Raw genomic sequence first — 19,835 nt, 5'->3', positions numbered from 1 at the left:
TAGTATAATTATTCATAATTATCTGTTTTATTTTTCTTTTATATCCTTACTATCCTTGTATATAAGGCTGCTCACGCCTTGAATAGTAAGATTATTCAAACTTCAATAAAAGGGGGGATTGACGGATGCTCAATAAAACAAATACATGGACACCGTCTTTATTTCGAGATTATAAAAATGCAGAACATGATGCGTGTGGAATCGTTTCCGTTATGGAGAAACTAAAAGTTGCCACGAAAGAAAACATTGATCTTTGCATACAATCACTTGTCAAAATGAATCATCGAGCTGGTTTCATTAATGGTGAAGGAGATGGTATCGGAATTCACATTGATGTCCCAAAAGCACTTTGGAATGAAAAGCTGAAAAATAACGGATACAATCCAACGATTGTGGATCATCCCCACTTTATCGTTGGACATTTTTTTCTAAACAAAAACGCAAATATCGTTAATTTAAAAAATCATATTCGTACGCAATTAAATAACGAAAGTTTTACTATTATTTTTGAAAGTGATGATGTAATAAATTCCGATGCACTCGGTCCACTTGGTAAACAGGAAGAACCTTTATTTTGGCAAGTTGCTCTTATCGCAGAAAATAAAGTTGAAAATGTTGAGCAAACATTATTTTCAGTAACGATAAAAATAGAGGAAAACGAAGCGATTCATGTTGCTTCATTAAGTCGTGACCATGTTGTATATAAAGTTCTAGGCGCTGGGGATACACTTGTTGCCTATTACAATGATTTACAACATCCACTTATCGCTTCAACTATGACACTAGGACATAACCGCTATTCTACTAATACATTATCTAATTTTTTTCGTGTACAACCATTTAGCATTCTCGGACATAATGGTGAAATTAACACAATTGCAAAATTACGTGATCAAGCTGACATGATTCATGTTCCACTTACTGCTGGGGGCAGTGACTCCCAAGATTTAAACCGCACCTTAGAAACTCTACTTGTTCAATACGACTACAGTTTATTTGAAGCAATGGATATACTATTCCCACCAATTATTAATGAAATGAAACTTTATGAACCGCATTTACAAGATTTATATACGTATATACGTGAAGCTTGGGGCCATTTTGCGCAAGGTCCAGCTGGTATTATTTCACGTTATAAAGATGAGGCTGTTTTCAGCGTTGATTCCCTTGGACTACGACCAGTATGGAAAGTAGAGACAGCGAGTTCTTATGTTTTCTCTTCTGAACCTGGAGTTGTATCACCAACTGAATATGTAGCAGAACCAAAACCACTCGCTCCTGGAGAAAAAGTCGGTCTAAAGTGGAATGAACAAGATGAACTTGTACTCTACGAATACGATGACTACCAAACTCAAGTATATAACCGTTTTAAAAAGCGATTTGATACTAAAGATTATCATTTAAACTTATCTATCCCAGAAACGAAAGAAATCCCAGGATTATGTGATTCTATACAAGTCGAAACGAAACAATACGTTGCTTTCGGATGGGACCGAGAACATATTCAGCTTCTTGAACAGATGGCAACAAAAGGCGTTGAGCCAATTCGCTCACTTGGGCATGACTCACCACTTGCAGCACTCGATACTGGTAGACGAAATATCGCTGATTTCATTAAGGAAAGTGTAGCCGTTGTTACAAATCCAGCAATCGATCGTGATCGAGAGGTCGAGCACTTCTCCACACGAACAATACTTGGAGAGCGCCCAAGTTTATTAAGCGGAGCTAAACGGACATTTGTAGTTGAGATGCTTTCCCCCATTATTTTAGAAGGAAGTGTAGCACAATCTATTACAGAGGAATTACACACAATTACGTACGAACAACTTATACAGCTATTCAATACTCATAGCTCTATCGCTACAATCTCTGCTACATTCAGTCCGACAGAAACTTTACAATGCGCCTTAAATCGAATTAGTTCTGAAGCGATAAAGGCCGTGAACGATGGAGCTTCCCTACTATTAATAGACGATGCCAACGCTCATCTAAATGAACAGTTATGGATTGATCCGCATTTAGTTACCGCTAAAGTACATCGAGTATTAAGCGAAAATAAATTACGCCGAAACTGCTCTCTCGTTATACGTTCTGGTGCCCTTCGCTCCTTACATGATATCGTCACACTGTATGGATTAGGAGCAGATGGTATGAATCCATATTTATTATTTGCAACCGTAAATGATGGAACAAAAACGCCAATTACGAATTTGTATAATGCTCTTAATAAAGGACTAGAAAAAGTCATTTCAACAATTGGAATTCATGAATTACGTGGTTACGGCCGCCTCTATTCTTCTATCGGATTACATGAGGAAATCGCAAATATATTACAAATTACGAATTTCTTCGGTTCAAATGATTTAGCTTTTTCGCTTGAATCACTTGCTGAAGATGCACAATTGCGAGCGGATGATTATAACAATCCTAAAGTTAGAATGCGAAAATCTTTTCATATATTCCCGCGAATTTGGAAAGCAATCGGCGATGTCGCAAAAGGAAATTCTTATGATGATTACCGTGACAAATTAAGTGAGTTAGAAGAAAATAATCCAATCGCGATTAGACATCTTGTTCAAACGAAAGAAACAAAACATGTCGTTCCGGCTGAAGAAGTATCCATCAGCATTCAAAATCATGATTTACCATTTATTATTAGTTCCATGTCATTCGGTTCTCAAAATGAAATTGCCTTTCGTGCATATGCAGAAGCGGCCGATCAGCTAAATATGATTAGCTTGAACGGTGAAGGCGGCGAAATTAAAGATATGATTGGAAAATATCCACATACACGTGGACAACAAGTTGCATCTGGGCGATTTGGTGTAAACGCCGAACTACTAAATTCATCAAACTTAATTGAAATAAAAATTGGGCAAGGCGCAAAGCCTGGTGAAGGCGGACATTTGCCTGGTTCAAAAGTAACAGCAAAAATCGCTGAAGCGCGTAATGCTACAATTGGCTCTGATTTAATTTCACCTTCTAACAACCATGATATTTATTCCATTGAAGATTTAGCTCAAATGATTACAGAAATTAAAACGGCTAATCAACTTGCGAAAGTAGCTGTAAAGGTCCCTGTTGTCCCTAACATTGGAACAATTGCTGTCGGTATCGCAAAGGCTGGTGCTGACTTTATTAACATTAGCGGATTTGATGGTGGTACAGGTGCCGCACGTATTCACGCATTGCAACATGTAGGCCTTCCTGTAGAAATTGGTGTGAAAGCCGCTCACAATGCTTTATTAGAAGCAAATATGAGGCACAAGGTAGAAATTTGGGCTGACGGTGGTATTCGAAGTGTTAATGATGCCTTGAAAATCATGCTCCTTGGGGCAAACCGTATTGGATTTGGTACATTATCCATGATTGCAATCGGCTGTACAACTTGCCGCGGATGTCATCTAGATACTTGTCACGTTGGAATTGCAACACAAATTGAGTCTGAAGCTCAGGCGAAAGAACACGGATTACGCCGCTTCGTCCCGCGCGAATTAGAAAGCGCCGTTGCTGGATTATTACATTTATTCACCACTTTTGGCGTAGAACTAAAACGATTAACAGGAAATCTTGGTTATACAAATTTACAAGAAATTGTCGGACATTCCGATTTATTAGAACAAGTTCGAGGCGAAAATTTATTAGACTTATGTAATTTACTACAAACGATAGAACACCCATCTGTTACAAAAACAGAATACGTACCAGAAAAACAATTTGAAACAGTTCATTCCCCTCATTCAAAAGAATTAGTAGGCGTTGGCGTAGAGCAACGCGTTATGGGTGGTCTAGAATCTTGCTATCGCGTTCGTAGTAAATTATATGAAGACACGAAGCTTGAACCACTTACATTAAAGTATACGAATGGCTCTATTCCTGGAAATGGATTAGGTGCTTACAATAGTGAGAACTTATTTATACACGTAAATGGCGGTGCACAAGATGGTATTGGTAAAACCTCCTTTGGTGGTGGTATTTATATAACGAAAGCAAAAGGAAAAGACGGCATATATTATAACGGTTCTGTCGGAAAAGGTTTTGGGTACGGTGCACAAAAAGGATCGCTATACGTTCAAGGTAACGCTGATGCTCGCGCTGGCATTCGCCTCTCTGGAGCAGACATGATAATTGGAGGGCGAATGACAAAGCCACTCCGTGAAAAAGAGCAAGGGAATATAGGTGTATACTCTAATATTAAAGGTTTCGCTTTTGAATATATGACAAATGGGCGAGCGCTTGTTTTAGGGGATCCTGGTCCATGGATTTGTGCTGGTATGACTGGTGGTGTTGTTTATTTACGTCATGATTCAAGCTCGGGTTTAACAGAACACGCCTTAAAAAGAAGAATCGCAAAAGGGGCAAATGTTACATTACAACCAATTAGTAAAAACGGCGTGCAAGATGTGACTGAGTTATTGTTAGATTACATTCGTGTATTAAATGAACATGAGCAATACGAGGAAGTTGCTTTATTAACACCGTTACTCGATGATATGCAGCAACAGTTTTTTGAAATTATCCCGAAAAAAGAGCAGGCTGATCCATCTATCTCAACAGAGTGATATACCAACTTTTCATTTTCAAGAAAAAATTGACGAAGTACACTTCTCATAGTAATCTATAGTAACAATTTGAAACCTGCTGAAATTCAGCAGGTTTTTTCACTAAAAATTGATGTTTAAAAAGAATTAGGAAAAAGTATAAAATGAATCTTAATTTCTTATTAACGTCACTAAAATATCACTTGCTAACATATTGTAATGAATGTATAGTATCATGTTGTACATTCATTATGACAAGAGAAAGGATCTTATTAAGGGTATGAAACTTGGTGCTCGCATTTTAAAAACGGGTATTGCCATCACATTAGCTTTATTTGCTTGTATTTTACTTCAATTACCGAGTCCAGTATTCGCGGGAATCTCAGCTATATTCGCTGTTCAACCGTCTGTATACCGCTCGTATTTAACAGCTCTTGAGCAAATTCAAGCAAACGTCATTGGTGCCGTATTCGCTATCGTATTTGCTACTGCTTTTGGACATAATCCTTTTATTATTGGATTAACATGTATATTAGTAATTGCGCTTACGTTACAATTACGATTAGAAAACACAATATCAATTGCTTTAGTAACAGTTATCGCCATTATGGAGTATCAGGGCGACGATTTCTTTAGTTTTGCCTTACTTCGCTTTGCGACGATTATGATTGGAATTATTGCGGCTTCACTTGTAAATTTAGTGTTTATGCCGCCAAAATACGAAACAAAACTATATCATCGTATCGTTGATAATACAGAAGAAATTGTAAAATGGATTCGAATGAATAGCAGGCAAGCTTCTGATTTTACAACGCTAAAAACTGATATTGATCGTATGAAAGAAAAGATGATTAAACTAAACCATTACTATTTGCTGTATAAAGAAGAAAGAAGCTACACGAAAAAAGTAAAGTTCGCAAAAATTCGTAAGCTCGTTTTATTCAGACAAATGTTAGCGACGACAAGCCGTGCTTTAAGTACGTTAAAATCATTACATCGTACTGAAAATGAACTGCGCTATATGCCAGAAGAATTTCAGGAATCTATCCAAAACGAACTTGACTCATTAACCCATTACCATGAACAAGTTTTATTAAAATTTATTGGTAAAGCAAAAAAACAACAATCCGTTGAAATGCTTGATGAAGTTGAAACAGGTAAACAAGAATTAATTGATATCTTTATGGATTATCAAAACAAGGACGATGAGGAAGCGTATAAAACATGGCTACACCTCTTCCCTCTTATTTCTGCCATTATTAACTATAGTGAAGAAGTAGAGCATTTAGATTTACTTGTGGATAGCTTCTACACATACCATAAACCAGAAGCAGAACTCCAAATCGAAGATAAAAAAGAAGACGAATAAAGAAAACAGCTCCTTTTACGCTAAAGGAGCTGTTTCTGTTATATGTTGAAGTTGATATAAATTGTAATAAAACCCTCTTTTTTTCATTAACTCTTCATGAGAACCTGTTTCTTTAATTTCACCATCTTCAATGTAAATAATCGTATCCACATGTGTAATCGTCGCCAATCGATGTGCGATTACGATCGTCGTCCGATCAGCAGCTAGCGTCTGAAGCGCCTGCTGAATATACCGTTCATTTTCTAAATCCAAAGCGGAAGTCGCCTCATCTAATATAAGTAACGATGGATTCTTTAGAAACACTCTTGCAATCGCTACACGTTGCCTTTGCCCACCAGATACCTTCACACCGCGTTCCCCAACGACAGTATCATAGCCATCAGGTAACTCTATAATAAAATCATGGATTTGCGCAGCTTTAGCAGCTGCAATCACTTCTTCCTCTGTAGCTTTCGGGTTTCCATATAAAATATTTGCCCCGATTGTATCACTAAATAACAAATTATCTTGCAGTACAATTCCAATATGACTACGTAAATTTCTCATATCATACTTTCTAACATCTATCCCATCTACATAAACTGCACCTGAAGAAACATCATAGAAACGTGGGATTAAGCTAGCAAGAGATGACTTCCCTCCCCCACTTGCTCCTACAAGTGCTACCTTCTCTCCTGGCAACATAGTTAACGAAAGGTTATGTAATATCTCTTTTTCATCCGAATTGTAACGAAAAGATACATTATCAAATATCACTTCACCATTTAATTTTGTCGTTTGTACCGCACTTGGCACATTGACAATATCGTATTTTTCATCTAACAATTCAAACACTCGATCCATCGATGCGAAAGACTGTGTTAATGTTGTAGAGGAATTGACAAGGCGGCGAAGCGGACTATACAAACTATCCATATATCCAACAAAGGCAACCATAGTCCCTAATGTTAACTGCCCCTGAATTACTTCATATGCTGCAAAACCGATCACCAGTAACGGGCCTAAATCGGTTAACGTATTCACTGCTGAAAATGTCCTTGCAGTCCAACTCGTATGCGTTAATGCTTTCGTCAAAAATGCATTATTTCTTTTTTCAAACTGCTTACCCTCATACTCTTCTAATGCAAAGCTACGTGTCACTTGCATCCCTTGAATACGTTCATGTAAATACCCTTGCATCGTTGCTAACGCCTGCGAACGCTCTTTCGTTAATTTTCGAAGACGCCCGAAAAAATATTTCACTGCCACTACATAAATAGGTAAAATTAATAACGCAACAAATGTTAATTTTATATTCATAGAAAACATAACAATAATAGCAATTGCAATTGTTGCAGTATCTAGCCAAACATTCATCAAACCAGTAATTACAAAATCCTTCGTTTGTTCTACATCATGGATTACACGTGAAATAAGCTCTCCTGTTTTTGTATTCGAATAATAGCGTAAACTCAACTTTTGTAAATGACCAAAAATATGTTTTCGTAAATCATATAGTATTGTATTTGCGATACGCTGCGCGAAATATTGACGATAATATTCAATTGGCGGTCTTACTACTGCAAAAATAAAAAAAGCAATCCCAACGGCTGTTACTAATTGGGATGTTTTATCTTGAAGTGACCCTCCCCCTTGAATTACATCATCGATAATATATTTTAATAACCACGGCATAATAAGCGGGATGCCGAATTTAACTAGACCAATCATAATCGTAATAGCAATAAGCCATCGATACGGTTTAACAAATTGCAAATATCTTTTTATACCTTGCACATAATCCCCCCTCTAATAGGACAAACCTGCCGGGAAATCCCCTGCAGGTTTGTTTTAATTTCTGTACATTAAATATCTTTCATACCACATATCTACGAAATCTGGCGCGAATGGCCCTTTTCTTTGATGAATCCATTGTGTTAATTGTGCTACATTTCGTTTTAAAATAGTATCAATAACAGGTGGATACTGCATAATTTGACTATGCTTTTCATACTCATCTTCATCTAAAAGCGTATATGTCATATCTGGATATACTTTAATATCTAAATCATAATCAATGTACTTTAATGCTTCAGAATCATATGCAAAAGGTGAGCCTAAATTACAATAATAATATACTCCCTCTTCCCTTAGCATCCCAATCACATTAAACCAATAATTTGCATGAAAATAACAAATTGCTGGTTCACGAGTAATCCATGTTCGGCCATCTGATTCTGTCACTACTGTACGATCATTTGCTCCGATCACAAGGCTCTGTGTCCCTTTTAAAATTGTTGTCTCTTCCCACATTCTATGAATGGAGCCATTATGTTTATAACTATGTATTTGTACTTTTTCTCCTTCTTTGGGAAATCCCATATATGCTCCCTTCTTTCAACTGCAAATGCCCTTTGAGCTGCATTCACTTTTTTTCTATTATAACTTTTTTGTCGAAATTTTAAAACTAAAGCGACAAGACTCTATTTTTCACACTGAATACTATATCCCTAATCTTCTTAGGAGACGGGGCCTTCGCTGAATGATTTACAAACGAGGAAATAGAAATAGAAAAAGCCCTTCCTTATTTCTATCTAAAGAAGGACCTTTCACCGGAAGGTAACAACATGCCTTACCCTAAATTCGAAATCATTTTTTCAGTCTCAAAAGATTGAATCACACTATTTGTTTGCTCTTCAAATTTCTCATGTAACAGTTTTAACGCTAATTCTGTTCTATATATTTCTTGGCGGATAAAATGTAATTCCTTTTTATCGCACGTATCCTTTTCGCTCATTTCAATTTGCTGATACTTCTCTAGATGAGCTTGTAACTTTAACAACTCATCCATCGTTTCCAATTGCTCTCCTACCAACTTATCAAAGTCGTTCATTACTTACCCCCTTTTGGACTTATTTATCAGTTATTCTTCCTCATTACATATTTCTCATCTTTAACTTCCTTCTCCTTTGACTACATTTGTTGACTTATTAGAAGTTATGTCGTTCACTTTATTTTCATTACTATGACCCAGGCACAAAGAAAACACTTCTCCCGAATTAGAGAAGTGTTTTTCTTTCATTACTGATTTGAACTAGAAGATTGTGATTGTTTTGCAGCTGATTGTGCATTTTGTTTTTTCACAGCATGCACATCTGTTTCAGTTGCGAATTCTGTACCATAACTAGCGTTTGCACTTTGTGCACCAGAAGCTTGTGCTTTCTTTGCTTCTGATTGTGCATTTGCTTGTTTTACTGCTTGTACATTTGTTTCAGTCGCGAACTCTGTACCATAACTAGCATTTGTACTTTGAATGCTAGCACCAGAAGTTGCCTTGTTATAACCTTGTTGTTTTTTACTCATCTTTCTCACCTCCACAACCAATAATGTAACCAATTCACTTAGAAGTTATCCGTGATTTTCTTTTTTTAATCTCCGTATATATCTCTTATCACTCATTCAAACTATAGGAAATGGAGGTGGAAATATGTATATAGGACGCGATATGACTGAACTAACGATGGTTTCAAAAAATGAGTGGAAAGAAGATGAATTAGCTTATTTTCATCACTCATTACAACAGATTTTGCCGTATTTAAATGCAGAAGGTCAAAGTATCTATAAAGAAATTGTAGTAGAAATTGAATCAAGAGGTGGCTTACAACAAGGTGAAGCTAATTGGACTCATGGGACAAAAATTTCTTACGATTAAAAAAGTGTTCCCAATCTAGGGAACACTTTTTTAATTTATTGCATTGTAATTTTCTCAACGCAATTCTCATAAATCGTACGATGCGATTTCGAGAATGGTAACTGCTCAAATGCTTCTTTCGATACAAATTTCAATGTATCTGTTTCAACAATATCACCAGTTATTTTTCCGTAAAATACGAATATATCCCAAGTGCGATGTGTAAATGTATGTTGTACATTCATTGCGTATTCTTCAATAGAAATCGAGAGCTCAAATTTTTCTTTCATATAATCTGTAAGCTGCTCTTTCTGATTCCGAATCCCTTCCCCAAGTTCAGCATTTGGAAACTCCCACATGTTAGCTAATAACCCGGTACTTGGACGTTTATTAATGACGTAACGACCATCTTCTGTTTGAAGTACCCCTGCAACAATCGGTACCATTGTAGGAGCCTTCGCTTTACTTTTTACTGGTAACTCCTTTTGAACACCTTCAGCATATCCTCGGCAATGTTCACGTACAGGACAAAGTAAGCAAGATGGATTTTTTGGAATACAAATTAGTGCACCTAATTCCATCAAACCTTGATTAAAATAAGATGGATTTTCAGCCGAAATAATTTCACGTACAATCTCTTCAAACACTTTTCTAGTTTTCGGTTTTGCAATGTCATCCCACACTGATAAAATGCGAGATAATACACGCATAACATTTCCGTCAACTGCCGGCTCTGGTATACCATATGCGATACTTAAAATAGCACCTTTTGTATAGGGGCCAACTCCTTTTAATTTTTCAATTTTCTTTACATCACTTGGTACTATCCCGCCGTATACTTCTTTCACTTCTTTTACAGCCGCATGTAAATTTCGTGCTCTAGAATAATATCCTAAACCTTCCCATGCTTTTAACACTTCTTCATCACCAGCATTTGCCAAAGCTTCTAGAGTAGGAAACTTCCCCATAAAATTCGCGTAATATGGTTTTACAGCTTCTACCCTTGTTTGCTGCAACATAATTTCCGAAACCCAGACGCGGTATGGATCTTTATTTTTACGCCACGGTAAGTCGCGTTGCTCTTTTTCAAACCAACCAATTAAATCATTTTGAAACTGCTCTATGTTAAAATTATTTAATATTTCAAGTGTCAAACTTGATCCCCCTCATTTTTTTGCATATAAGTACTATTATAAAGATTTTAGGAAAAAATTTAAGTAAGATGACATAGGAAATAGAAGGCAAAGGACTTGAGGTATCGAATAAAAAGAGTTACATTAATAAAAAACGGAGGTGGATTTCTATGGACACAGCCACTCACCTTGTTATGGGCGTTACTCTAGGCAGTTTGGCAACGTTAGATCCAGCCATAGCACAAAGTGATATTGGGCCACAAGCAGTTATGCTTGCTACAATTGCCGGTTCCAATATTCCTGACATCGATACAGTTTTAAAATTGCGTAATAACGCTAAATATATAAGAAATCATCGCGGGATTACTCATTCCATTCCTGCAGTGATTCTTTGGTCATTCCTTATAAGTGGCATCTCTTTCGCCTTCTTTTCACACGCTCCATATTTGCATCTACTACTTTGGTCATTTATTGCCGTCTTTCTTCATGTCTTTGTAGATATTTTCAACGCCTACGGTACCCAGGCATTACGGCCCTTCACAAAAAAATGGGTAGCGCTCGGCATCATTAATACATTTGATACCGTCATTTTCTTTATCCACCTACTCGCGATTGCTTGTATGCTTGTAGGTTCCCATAAAGGGTATACTGCCTTAGCAGCGTATATATTGATGATTATTTACTATATCGGACGGATTATGATGCATAGAAACATACGTAGCGTCGTATATAAACGTTTCAATCATGTGGAGAAAATAATCATTTCCCCTTCTTACAGATTTTATCATTACCATTTAGCAATCGTTACAACTGATTATTACTACGTTGCTAGATGGCATCGTGGTAACATCATGATATATGATAAGTTCGACCGGGTACCGTTCCCAGATAATGCTATTATGCGCGCAGCTAAACAAGATGAAAACATCTCAGCATTTCTATCTTTCTCCCCTGTGTATCGCTGGGACATTTTCGATTATGATCATTATTACGAAGTTCGCTTCATTGATTTGCGCTATCGCAGTAAAGATTATTATCCATTCGTTGCAATCGTTCAACTCGACCACAATTTAAATATTATTAGTTCCTATACAGGATGGATTTTTAGTGAAGAAAAACTTCGAAAAAAACTGGAATTACTTCCACATTAAAAAAAGCGACTTAAGTCGCTTTTTTTAATGTTTCAAATGATCTTCTTGATTGATTAAATGGCTATATTTCGGATTATTTGTACGCATTTCATGAAGGCGACCTCCATGATTATTAATCCATGTTCGTACCACTTGTTCAGTCATTTCATCACCTTGATAACGACCTGATTTAGCATAAGTTGTTTGAAAGTCTTCCCACAATAATTCAACCCACGCACGAGCTTGTGCGTAAGAAAGTTTGTCATTTTTGTCTAACAATTCTTTTGTTAATGTTTCGTGAATATCATTCATGTTCTATTCTCCTTTTACCTATTTATTCCCTTAATTTCTAAAGGATAGTTTCCTCTATTTTGCACATTCTATAAGTGATACTTCTTAAAGAGGTATCAACTGATGATGAGGAGGGCGTTCGCAATGGGTAAACAAGCCGAATTTTGGTCTGAGTCAAAAAACAACAGCAAAATCGATGGTCAGCCGAAAGCGAAATCACGCTTCGCTTCGAAACGACCTAACGGCACAATTAACACGCACCCACAAGAACGTATGCGTGCTGCAAATCAGCAGGAAGAATAGTTCAGGTACAACCTAAAAAATTAACTTCCTACACGAGGTGATAAAGATGAGCTACCGTGATCGCTTAGATAGTCGTTCTGAATTATTTAACCATACGTGGACTCGTCCGAAACATGCAAAGGCGCAAGTTAACGGACAGACGCAACAAACCCAGTCTCTCATTATACTGGCGAATGAATGTAAAAAACGCCAATTTTAGAATCTCCTATCTCCTGTAACGCCTACCAAAGATGAAAACCAGAGAGATATTCGCTCTCTGGTTTTCATTTTTCTTGCAATAAAGAAATCGGTATTCCAATCTCTTCATTATCATTTTGCTTATGTCCCCAAGCAAATACCCCGTTGAAATACGTAATTTCAAATAATATACCAGGTTCTTCTACTAATTCATATGTCTCACCAATATGGAATTTGTTTATATCAGTCATATAAGCACGAGCCATTGCCATCTTGCGCATTAATACATCGAACTCATTTACAATACCAAGCTGCTCTGCCTTTATTGCTTGCTCTTTCAAAACCCCAATTTCTTCCCTTAGCTCATGTGGTGTCATTTCACTGTAGCGCTTTGGCATATTCATCTTATTCCCCTCATCCCTCTTCACGTTTCATCTGCAAAAATATCTCTATCTCATCAATAGAGAACCCTTTGCGATATAACGCTTGTTTCATCTTATTTTCGAATGTCCATCCATCATACTTCTTATATTTCTCATAATATTTATTCCCATGATAGTGTAACGCTTCTTGTTGCTGTTCGTCATCTTTTTCGTCTTTCAATTCTTCCAAACAAATTTGAATCACATCTCTAGAATATCCTTTACGAACAAGCATTTCGTCTAACTTTAGCTTCATTTGTAAAAAGGAATGCTTTTGATAAGACCTTTTCTTCTTTTCTATAAGAAGTAAAGCATTCTCAATTTGCTTTTCCTTCGGATATTCTTGTAAACTATGTGTAATGATTAGATCCTGAACACCTTTATTTAATAACTCTCTTTTAATAACAGTCGGACCCTTTCGATTCACATTACTTTGCGTTCGCGTATATAAAACAGCATACTCTTTATCATTAATATATCGATCATGTAATAATTTCGAAACGACTTCAGAGATGACGGCCTGTCCCACTTCTTTTTTTCGTAAATAGTCTTCTACTTCTTTTTTTGTTCTCATTTGATAGGATAGATAGGAAATTGCTTGTAAATATGCTTTTTGTACCTCTTCATTGTATAAAATATTCCCTAACGCTATTTCATCAATTTCTAATCCTTTTTGTAATCCATGTTTCATTAAGATTACTTGATCCACACTAAATCCGTATTCTTCACCTTGACCTTTATCAATATAAATATTAAATCGTTCTTTCGATCGTTTTTGCACTTCTATTTTTGTAATGACAGCCATACTCTCACCTCTCTATTATTTTAACATAGTCAAGGAACGTTTTTGCTTTTCAAGAATATATATAATGAGGAGGAAATAATTGTGAGAATCGCAATTTCTGGTGGTACCGGCTTTATCGGTAAATACCTTTCTACTTTTTTTATTCAAAAAGGATATAATGTTTACATTCTTACTCGAAACAAAACTACTGAAACTTCCCATCCTAACCTTCAGTATGTACAATGGACACCAGATTTACAAACCTTCCCCCTCTCTTCTATCGATGTAGTTATTAATCTAGCTGGAGAGTCTATTAATAGTAGATGGACAAAGAAACAAAAGGAATCCATTTTAAACAGTCGAATTCAAACAACAAAAGGACTCATTAAACAATTGCAAACACTTGGTACAAAGCCAAATACATTTATTAACGCAAGTGCTATTGGATACTATGGAACGTCTGAAACTGAGTCTTTTACAGAACAGCATGAGATTCCTGGAAATGACTTTTTAGCAAATACAGTATATTCATGGGAACAAGAAGCATCTAAAGCACGTTCTCTTGGAATGCGAACAATCTACGCAAGACTTGGAGTTGTATTAGGCGCAGACGGAGGAGCTCTTCCCAAAATGCTACTCCCCTATCAATTCTATATTGGAGGTACAATTGGATCTGGAAACCAATGGTTATCATGGATTCATATAGACGATGTCGTTCGCCTAATTGATTTCATCATACACAAAGAAGAAATTGATGGCCCTTTTAACATCACAGCTCCCCTACCTATAAGAATGAAGGAATTTGGAGAAACCATTGCAACTATAATGAAAAAACCTCATTGGTTACCTGTCCCTTCATTTATGATTCACACTTTATTAGGTGAGATGAGTATACTTGTACTCGAAGGACAACATGTATTACCTAGTAAAGCAATTGAACATGGGTATCAATACACATTTCCGGCAATAGACCATGCATTACAAAATATACTTTCGCATACAATGTAGTACTTCTAAAACACAGTTTTACAGGGTCCCCTTTCAAAACTTTCATTTTCTAGAATCCGGAGCATTATTACACAAATAACCTTTCAGTTACTTTCCCTTAAATTCCATTAACATTGTAAAGTAACAGAAATGAGGTACCTATGAAAATATTGCTCAAACAAGCCATTGTCTATCCTATTACATCCCAAAAATTTCAAGGGGATGTACTCGTTATAGGAGAAAGAATTGCCGAGGTCAAGCCTTCCATTCAACCTACTCAAGATATGACAGTTATAGACGCTCGTGCTCTTCATCTTTTACCTGGATTTATTGATGTCCATACTCATCTTGGTCTCTATGATGAAGGTACTGGTTGGGCTGGCAATGATGCAAATGAAACATCTGAAGTTTCAACACCACATATCCGTTCTTTGGACGGAATCCACCCTTTTGATATTGCCTTTCAAGATGCTGTACAAAACGGAATCACAACTGTTCACGTTATGCCAGGAAGTCAAAACATTATCGGTGGTACGACTTGTGTAATAAAAACAGCTGGAACTTGTATTGATCATATGATTATTCAAGAACCTGCCGGCTTAAAGATTGCCTTCGGAGAAAATCCTAAAAAGGTCCATAGTAATGGAACAAAAGAATCCATAACACGTATGGGAATTATGGGATTACTTCGGGAATCATTCTATGAAGCACAGCACTACGGGCATGAAGCTGATTTTCGAATGCTTCCTATCTTAAAAGCATTACGCCGCGAAATACCCGTACGTATCCACGCTCACCGAGCAGATGATATTAGTTCTGCTCTACGCTTTGCAACAGAGTTCAATCTCGATTTACGTATTGAACATTGTACAGAAGGACACTTTATTGTTGAAGAACTTTCGAAACACAATTTGAAGGTTTCAGTTGGCCCCACTCTTACACGCCGTTCTAAAATCGAACTTAAAAACAAAACATGGGATACTTACCATATATTATCAAAAAATGGTGTGGAAGTTTCTATAACAACAGATCACCCTTATACACCAATTCAATATTTAAATATTTGTGCTGCTGTCGCAGTAAGAGAAGGATTAGACGAAAAAACTGCACTAGAAGGAATCACCATATTTCCAGCACGAAATTTACGTTTAGAGGATAGAATTGGAAGCATTGAGGTTGGAAAAGACGCTGATCTTGTGTTATGGACTCATCATCCTTTCCATTATTTAGCCAAGCCTGTACTAACCATGATTGATGGAAAAATAATTTACAAAAAAAATAAAAAAAACTAGTTTATTTTTTTGACTAGATAAAGTATTATACGATTATAAACTGAATGAAACCATAATCAATTTGTGTCGTGATTATCATTTTCAAATTGATGAATGGGGAAGGCAAATGGTGCGCCACCAGCGTTAGAAACTGGTTCTAGTGGGTTCGATTCCCACCCCGAAATTTTTTAAAGATTGATATAAAAATTTCGAGGGTGGGGTGTTTTTTCGTCATGCTACCCTCGTGTGAGGAGGAGTTAGTATGTTGAAAAAACGCGACTTACACGACAGCCACGTTCTATACGAGTTAATGGTGGACCCAGCTGTCTTCCCTTTTGTGCGTCAAAAGGCTTATTCTTATGAAGAGTATTTATTTTTAACGAAACAAACGATTGAAGCTGAAGAGCGTGGGGAATTAATTTCACGCACAATTTTAGATGAATGGGGTAACCCTATCGGAACAATTACTTTATTTGATGTGCAAGAAAAAGCCGGATTTCTCGGAACATGGCTTGGCAAACCCTATCATGGAAAAGGCTATAATAAATTGGCGAAAGATTCATTTTTTAGTGAACTTTTCTATGAATTAGATATTGAAACAATCTTTATGCGTATTCGTAAAATAAATATTCGTTCTATTAAAGCTGCCGAAAAACTACAATATGTAAATCTAGCAAACGAAACAAGAAAAGCCGTTTATGATGAAATTAACGCAAATGAAGAAGTATATAACTTATATGAAATCCCAAAAGATCAATATACACTTGCTACAATGCGAGATACAACGTTCCAAGATGCTCACCAATTAAAAGAAGCATAATCTAAATTTACAGAAAAAATAATTAATCATTAACATTTTACCATATACGTATATCACCCTATGTCTTTGGAAACGATAGATAGTGACTTTAGGACACGAGGTGATTTGTAATGGATAAAAAGAAACGTGACAAAACAAAAAACACATTATCTAGTACACAAGAAGTTCTTTACCAACGAGAATTTCGCAAAGCAGATCGCGCAGCGGGTTATCGCTCGAAAAGTATTTAAAGTGAGAATGAATAATTAGAAGTTTTCCCCCCTAATTATTCATTCTCATTACATATTTTTTCTACGTGATAGAATAGACAAAAAGGTTCCTTATTTATAAGGAACCTTTTTTGTGTGGATAACGTTATCCACACAATTTATAGAATTGTGAATAAATTCAACAAATCCTTCACAAGTTTATATGTTGTAACGCATAGTAAATGTTAGAATTGTGGATAGTTTTCTAAAAATTGTGGACAATGTGGATATAGTTGTTAATATTTCGACTTTACTGTTTAATGAAAACGTAATCTTCATGTGGATAAGTTACTACTTTATCTTATAAAACAATAAAGAACCCTCTTTAAACATATAAAAGAGGGTTTCATATTAAGTAAATAATTGTGCAAGAGCAGGTGATTTAATAGGTATATGATTCGGTTCTACATGATTTTCTGTCAAAATTGTATCCACAATATGACCAGCTGGCTCCGGACGATAAATGCTTTTCATCGCTTCTTTCATTTGAAGAAGCTTCATATCATCTTGTAATAACGCCTCTGTCTTTGCAAAAACCTCACTATCATCACGAATGACAACTGCAGCTCCTTTTCTTTCAAAGTACATCGCATTTTCATTTTCTTGCCCTGGAACAGGCTTATATAAAATGACAGGTACTTGCAATGCTGCCGCTTCACTTAACGTAATACCGCCTGGCTTCGTAATCATACAAGAAGTAACACGGAATAATTCATCAATATTTTCAACATAACCAAATACTTTTAATGCATCAGGATTTTTTTCCTGTACTCCTAATAAATCCTGTTTTAACGCTTCATTCTTTCCACAAACGACAACTACTTGTAAATCAGGTAATGACATAAATGATTGGCATAGTTCTTTTACACTTCCTAATACCCCATGAGCACCTGCTACAATTAGTAAAATCTTTTTATTCTTACATAACTGATATTTATTATATATAATGTCTGGATTGATCTTCAGCTCAAAACTACTACGAATCGGAATTCCAGTTTCAACAATTTGCTCCGAGGGCACACCAATATCAACCATAATTTTTTTCACGTGATCCGTTGCTACAAAATAACGATCTACTTCCCGATGAATCCATATTTTGTGCACACAAAAATCCGTTAATACGTTATAAACAGGAATTGAAATACCTGTTTGCTTTTTTAACTCTGGTACAGCTATGATCGGAAAAGTATTAATAACAATATCCGGTTTCTCTGCTTGTAAAAGTAATTTCAAACGTTTTCTTCCAAAGTTCGCATACCAAGATGCTATTTTTTTATCATAAATTTTTTCTACGCCATAATAAAACAAGCGGTATAATTCTTTTCCTATTGTATAACTTTTTAAATATAAATATTTTGTAATATCGGTTATAACTGGATGTGATTCTCCGAACAAATCGCATACAATTACATCTTTAATTCCTTTTTGGCGAAATGTTTGTTCTAATGTTTTCGCTACTTGCACATGACCATTACCGTAATGTGCAGTTAATATTAAAACCTTGGGGTTTTTTATCAAACAAATCCACTCCTAGCTTATTGTTTCTCCATATTGCATATACGACAATAGGAAAAACATTTTCCTTAAAAATTACATAAACAGATTCTAATACTTCTCTTTCAGCTATGTACCTGTCGTGGATATGCAAAGCATATAAGATTGACCCCTTAATCCTATCTGTGCTCATATCTTTACATTATACTTTCCTATAAGAGCTTTCGCAATAACTTACAAATGTTCTCTATTCCATGATACTCACTCTTTTACTTCTTAATTCTTTTTACTATTTTGATTTCCCTTTACAATTATGTAAATTTCTCCACTTATTCCTTACAAAAATATGGATATTCTATTTTTAGTATACTCTTTTCTATATACATACTCTAGGTTTTATTGTAAAGAAAGCAAAAAGCCTAATCCAATATTTGGATTAGACTGCTTGTAAAATATGTCTTGCTTGCTCTACATTTTTTTCAGTAGGTGGTTCTACATTCGCGAGTGGATATTTATGCCCAAGTGCCTCCCATTTATATACACCAAGCTTATGATATGGTAGCACTTCAACCTTCTGAACATTAGACAGGCTTTGAATAAAGCTAGATAATTTTTGTAGATCCTCTTCATTATCCGTAACACCAGGAACTAATACGTGTCTTACCCAAATTGGTTTATTTTTATCCGATAAATAACGAGCAAATTGTAAAATATGTTCATTTGGTTTCCCTGTTAATTTACGGTGTTTCTTTGAATCAATATGTTTCAAATCCAATAAAACTAAATCTGTGTAATCCATTAAAATATCTAGCTTATTTTGGAATTCTGGTTCTTCAGAATAACAACCACCCGAAGAATCAATTGTTGTATGAATTCCAACTTCCTTACATTTCTTAAATAATTCAATTAAGAAATCTAGCTGTAGTAATGGTTCACCACCACTAACTGTTATACCGCCTCCAGAAGCTTCAATAAAAGGAAGGTAACATGTCACATCCTGCATTACTTCTTCAACTGTTATTTCTTTTCCTTTACCGATCTCCCACGTATCAGCATTATGACAGTATTGACAACGTAATAAACACCCTTGTGTAAATATGACATAACGAATTCCTGGGCCATCAACAGTACCACAAGACTCTACAGAATGAATTCTTCCTTTTATCATGTTACTTCCTCCTTTATTGAAGTAGCC

At 35.9% G+C, this 19,835-nt stretch carries 20 protein-coding genes; 10 read left to right on the top strand and 10 right to left on the bottom strand.

Annotated features, from left to right (window positions below; genetic code table 11):
• The first annotated feature begins 125 nt into the window (after positions 1-125).
• Positions 126-4,562 (top strand): glutamate synthase-related protein, encoded by a 4,437-nt coding sequence (locus ACU8YW_RS02740; RefSeq protein WP_106383494.1) that lies wholly within the window; start codon positions 126-128, stop codon positions 4,560-4,562.
• Positions 4,563-4,821: 259 nt separating this feature from the next.
• The gene (locus ACU8YW_RS02735; protein WP_000765792.1) at positions 4,822-5,910 is read left to right on the top strand and encodes an aromatic acid exporter family protein; all 1,089 of its coding nucleotides are present in this window, start codon (positions 4,822-4,824) and stop codon (positions 5,908-5,910) included.
• 15 nt (positions 5,911-5,925) lie between these two features.
• Here the strand turns inward: ACU8YW_RS02735 and ACU8YW_RS02730 are convergent, their stop codons facing one another.
• The 4 genes from ACU8YW_RS02730 to ACU8YW_RS02715 all read right to left on the bottom strand — a co-directional run bounded on the left by ACU8YW_RS02730 (position 5,926) and on the right by ACU8YW_RS02715 (position 9,252).
• Positions 5,926-7,686 carry an ABC transporter ATP-binding protein gene (locus ACU8YW_RS02730; RefSeq protein WP_426934204.1) on the bottom strand — a complete coding sequence of 587 codons (1,761 nt, stop codon included), beginning with the start codon at positions 7,684-7,686 and terminating at the stop codon, positions 5,926-5,928.
• A 54-nt stretch (positions 7,687-7,740) separates the two neighbouring features.
• Positions 7,741-8,271 (bottom strand): nucleoside tri-diphosphate phosphatase, encoded by a 531-nt coding sequence (gene ntdP / locus ACU8YW_RS02725; RefSeq protein WP_000506626.1) that lies wholly within the window; start codon positions 8,269-8,271, stop codon positions 7,741-7,743.
• Positions 8,272-8,521: 250 nt separating this feature from the next.
• Positions 8,522-8,782, bottom strand: a complete 261-nt coding sequence (locus ACU8YW_RS02720) for a YgaB family protein (RefSeq protein WP_000997582.1) — start codon at positions 8,780-8,782, stop codon at positions 8,522-8,524.
• Positions 8,783-8,970: 188 nt separating this feature from the next.
• Positions 8,971-9,252 carry a gamma-type small acid-soluble spore protein gene (locus ACU8YW_RS02715; RefSeq protein ID WP_000039039.1) on the bottom strand — a complete coding sequence of 94 codons (282 nt, stop codon included), beginning with the start codon at positions 9,250-9,252 and terminating at the stop codon, positions 8,971-8,973.
• A gap of 124 nt (positions 9,253-9,376) precedes the next feature.
• Between ACU8YW_RS02715 and yfhS the strand changes: the two genes are divergently transcribed.
• On the top strand, positions 9,377-9,601 hold the full coding sequence (gene yfhS / locus ACU8YW_RS02710; RefSeq protein WP_048542097.1) for a mother cell protein YfhS: 225 nt from the start codon (positions 9,377-9,379) through the stop codon (positions 9,599-9,601).
• 35 nt (positions 9,602-9,636) lie between these two features.
• Here yfhS and mutY read toward each other — a convergent pair whose 3' ends face one another.
• A complete protein-coding gene (mutY, locus tag ACU8YW_RS02705) occupies positions 9,637-10,734 on the bottom strand; it encodes an A/G-specific adenine glycosylase (protein ID WP_149213697.1) in 1,098 nt (365 codons plus the stop codon).
• Positions 10,735-10,883: 149 nt separating this feature from the next.
• On the opposite strand from mutY, the gene ACU8YW_RS02700 reads away from it, so the two are divergent.
• Complete coding sequence (locus ACU8YW_RS02700) at positions 10,884-11,864, top strand: metal-dependent hydrolase (RefSeq protein ID WP_060486949.1); 981 nt, start codon at positions 10,884-10,886, stop codon at positions 11,862-11,864.
• A gap of 24 nt (positions 11,865-11,888) precedes the next feature.
• On the opposite strand, the gene ACU8YW_RS02695 is transcribed toward ACU8YW_RS02700, so the two are convergent.
• Positions 11,889-12,155, bottom strand: a complete 267-nt coding sequence (locus ACU8YW_RS02695) for a YfhJ family protein (RefSeq protein ID WP_000997857.1) — start codon at positions 12,153-12,155, stop codon at positions 11,889-11,891.
• Between the two features lie 123 nt (positions 12,156-12,278).
• On the opposite strand from ACU8YW_RS02695, the gene ACU8YW_RS02690 reads away from it, so the two are divergent.
• A complete protein-coding gene (locus ACU8YW_RS02690) occupies positions 12,279-12,437 on the top strand; it encodes a small, acid-soluble spore protein K (protein WP_000517891.1) in 159 nt (52 codons plus the stop codon).
• 46 nt (positions 12,438-12,483) lie between these two features.
• Positions 12,484-12,636 carry a YpzG family protein gene (locus ACU8YW_RS02685; RefSeq protein ID WP_000122093.1) on the top strand — a complete coding sequence of 51 codons (153 nt, stop codon included), beginning with the start codon at positions 12,484-12,486 and terminating at the stop codon, positions 12,634-12,636.
• Positions 12,637-12,700: 64 nt separating this feature from the next.
• Here ACU8YW_RS02685 and ACU8YW_RS02680 read toward each other — a convergent pair whose 3' ends face one another.
• Both ACU8YW_RS02680 and recX read right to left on the bottom strand, forming a co-directional pair.
• Positions 12,701-13,018, bottom strand: a complete 318-nt coding sequence (locus ACU8YW_RS02680) for a YfhH family protein (protein WP_001057030.1) — start codon at positions 13,016-13,018, stop codon at positions 12,701-12,703.
• A 10-nt stretch (positions 13,019-13,028) separates the two neighbouring features.
• Positions 13,029-13,841 carry a recombination regulator RecX gene (gene recX, locus ACU8YW_RS02675; protein ID WP_000268506.1) on the bottom strand — a complete coding sequence of 271 codons (813 nt, stop codon included), beginning with the start codon at positions 13,839-13,841 and terminating at the stop codon, positions 13,029-13,031.
• An 81-nt stretch (positions 13,842-13,922) separates the two neighbouring features.
• On the opposite strand from recX, the gene ACU8YW_RS02670 reads away from it, so the two are divergent.
• The 4 genes from ACU8YW_RS02670 (at position 13,923) to ACU8YW_RS02655 (ending at position 17,128) form a co-directional block, all read left to right on the top strand.
• Entirely contained in the window at positions 13,923-14,828 is a 906-nt protein-coding gene (locus ACU8YW_RS02670) for a TIGR01777 family oxidoreductase (protein ID WP_087982357.1), read from the top strand.
• Between the two features lie 140 nt (positions 14,829-14,968).
• The gene (locus ACU8YW_RS02665; protein ID WP_000698306.1) at positions 14,969-16,099 is read left to right on the top strand and encodes an amidohydrolase; all 1,131 of its coding nucleotides are present in this window, start codon (positions 14,969-14,971) and stop codon (positions 16,097-16,099) included.
• Positions 16,100-16,340: 241 nt separating this feature from the next.
• Positions 16,341-16,898 carry a GNAT family N-acetyltransferase gene (locus ACU8YW_RS02660; protein WP_000914737.1) on the top strand — a complete coding sequence of 186 codons (558 nt, stop codon included), beginning with the start codon at positions 16,341-16,343 and terminating at the stop codon, positions 16,896-16,898.
• Positions 16,899-17,008: 110 nt separating this feature from the next.
• Positions 17,009-17,128 (top strand): YfhE family protein, encoded by a 120-nt coding sequence (locus tag ACU8YW_RS02655; protein WP_000358487.1) that lies wholly within the window; start codon positions 17,009-17,011, stop codon positions 17,126-17,128.
• Positions 17,129-17,497: 369 nt separating this feature from the next.
• Here ACU8YW_RS02655 and ACU8YW_RS02650 read toward each other — a convergent pair whose 3' ends face one another.
• A complete protein-coding gene (locus ACU8YW_RS02650) occupies positions 17,498-18,664 on the bottom strand; it encodes a diglucosyl diacylglycerol synthase (protein ID WP_000594705.1) in 1,167 nt (388 codons plus the stop codon).
• Between the two features lie 412 nt (positions 18,665-19,076).
• The gene (gene pflA, locus ACU8YW_RS02645) at positions 19,077-19,808 is read right to left on the bottom strand and encodes a pyruvate formate-lyase-activating protein (protein WP_000589742.1); all 732 of its coding nucleotides are present in this window, start codon (positions 19,806-19,808) and stop codon (positions 19,077-19,079) included.
• Positions 19,809-19,835: the final 27 nt, after the last annotated feature.

The organism is Bacillus pretiosus (assembly GCF_052947655.1).
The sequence above is the reverse complement of the archived record's forward strand: the minus strand, read 5'-3'. Positions and strand labels throughout refer to the sequence as shown.

Bases quoted from the DNA above. Each gene is read 5' to 3' on its own strand.
- recX (WP_000268506.1), bottom strand. From the start codon at position 13,841: ATGGCTGTCATTACAAAAATAGAAGTGCAAAAACGATCGAAAGAACGA.
- pflA (WP_000589742.1), bottom strand. From the start codon at position 19,808: ATGATAAAAGGAAGAATTCATTCTGTAGAGTCTTGTGGTACTGTTGAT.
- ACU8YW_RS02665 (WP_000698306.1), top strand. From the start codon at position 14,969: ATGAAAATATTGCTCAAACAAGCCATTGTCTATCCTATTACATCCCAA.
- ACU8YW_RS02690 (WP_000517891.1), top strand. From the start codon at position 12,279: ATGGGTAAACAAGCCGAATTTTGGTCTGAGTCAAAAAACAACAGCAAA.
- yfhS (WP_048542097.1), top strand. From the start codon at position 9,377: ATGTATATAGGACGCGATATGACTGAACTAACGATGGTTTCAAAAAAT.
- ACU8YW_RS02660 (WP_000914737.1), top strand. From the start codon at position 16,341: ATGTTGAAAAAACGCGACTTACACGACAGCCACGTTCTATACGAGTTA.
- ACU8YW_RS02685 (WP_000122093.1), top strand. From the start codon at position 12,484: ATGAGCTACCGTGATCGCTTAGATAGTCGTTCTGAATTATTTAACCAT.
- ntdP (WP_000506626.1), bottom strand. From the start codon at position 8,271: ATGGGATTTCCCAAAGAAGGAGAAAAAGTACAAATACATAGTTATAAA.
- ACU8YW_RS02735 (WP_000765792.1), top strand. From the start codon at position 4,822: ATGAAACTTGGTGCTCGCATTTTAAAAACGGGTATTGCCATCACATTA.
- ACU8YW_RS02655 (WP_000358487.1), top strand. From the start codon at position 17,009: ATGGATAAAAAGAAACGTGACAAAACAAAAAACACATTATCTAGTACA.
- ACU8YW_RS02695 (WP_000997857.1), bottom strand. From the start codon at position 12,155: ATGAATGATATTCACGAAACATTAACAAAAGAATTGTTAGACAAAAAT.
- ACU8YW_RS02740 (WP_106383494.1), top strand. From the start codon at position 126: ATGCTCAATAAAACAAATACATGGACACCGTCTTTATTTCGAGATTAT.
- ACU8YW_RS02680 (WP_001057030.1), bottom strand. From the start codon at position 13,018: ATGAATATGCCAAAGCGCTACAGTGAAATGACACCACATGAGCTAAGG.
- ACU8YW_RS02720 (WP_000997582.1), bottom strand. From the start codon at position 8,782: ATGAACGACTTTGATAAGTTGGTAGGAGAGCAATTGGAAACGATGGAT.
- ACU8YW_RS02700 (WP_060486949.1), top strand. From the start codon at position 10,884: ATGGACACAGCCACTCACCTTGTTATGGGCGTTACTCTAGGCAGTTTG.
- ACU8YW_RS02715 (WP_000039039.1), bottom strand. From the start codon at position 9,252: ATGAGTAAAAAACAACAAGGTTATAACAAGGCAACTTCTGGTGCTAGC.